General features: G+C 71.9%; 1 protein-coding gene. It reads right to left on the minus strand.

Annotated features, from left to right (window positions below; translation table 11 throughout):
• The coding region (locus tag PUT80_RS46215) for a transposase (protein ID WP_275295924.1) at positions 1-985 on the minus strand (985 nt) is incomplete at both ends.

Consider the following 985-nt stretch of genomic DNA (forward strand, 5'->3'; position numbering starts at 1 on the left):
CTGCTCGATGGTTCCGGCGCGGCCGCGGTGCTGTGTTTCGGCGGTGACCGTGTCGAACCCGGTGTTGGTGAACACGGCCTGGTAGCGGTAGACGGGGAACAGTTCGCCGGTCGCGTCGGCGGCGGTGGCGCGGGTGGTGTCGCGGACGCGGCGGACGACGAGGCGGGCGGTGATGAACTGGCCGTTGCGGGTGGCGTTGGCGAAGGCGGTGTAGGGGATTTCCGCGACCTCGGCGGCGCGGACCTGTTGTCCGCTGTGGTCGTCGCGGATCGCGCGGCCGTAGTCGATGCGTGTCCACGCTGCTTCGTCGATGGCGGCGATCGCGGCGCGGACTGAGGGGTTTTGCGGTGCGGTGACGGAGAACCGGGCTCCTTCTTCGGCGATGGCGGCGAGGATTTCCCCGTGGTAGAAACCGGAGTCCAGCCGGACCACCAGGGTCGCGGTCGCGCCGCAGGCGCGGGCGGCGGCGAGGTTGGCGCGCACGAACGACACCGCCGCGCGGGCGGAGTGGGCCTGCCCGCCGCGCAGCCGGGTCCCGGTGACCACCGGTGCGCTGATCGGCGAGGACAGGCACCCGGCGAGGAAATTCAGCCCCCGGACCTTGGTGTAGCCGGCCGCGGCGCCTTCCTTGCGGCGACCGGACACCGCGGTGATCTTGGAGTCGACGTCGAGAAACGCCAGCCCGCCGATCCCGGGCAGCAGCGGGGCCCGTGCGATCAGGTTCTTCAGGACCGAGAGGGAGACGTTCTCCAGCTGCGCGACATGGCCGATGCCGACATCGCGCAGGAACGTGCCCACCGTCGAGGGCGCCCTGGCCCCGGCGAACAACCTCGCCATGCCGCCGTGCCGGACCACGTCGAGATCGTCGATCGAGTCCGCCCCGGCCGCCATCCCGGCGACGATCGTCGACACCTTCGCACCGCTGTTGGACCCCGCGGTGGTCCCGAGGGTGAGCAGCTCGTCGGCCAGCTCGCCCAGCCCGGCG

Origin of the sequence: Amycolatopsis sp. La24 (assembly GCF_029087445.1) — a bacterium.
In the GTDB taxonomy this organism is placed as follows: domain Bacteria; phylum Actinomycetota; class Actinomycetes; order Mycobacteriales; family Pseudonocardiaceae; genus Amycolatopsis; species Amycolatopsis nivea.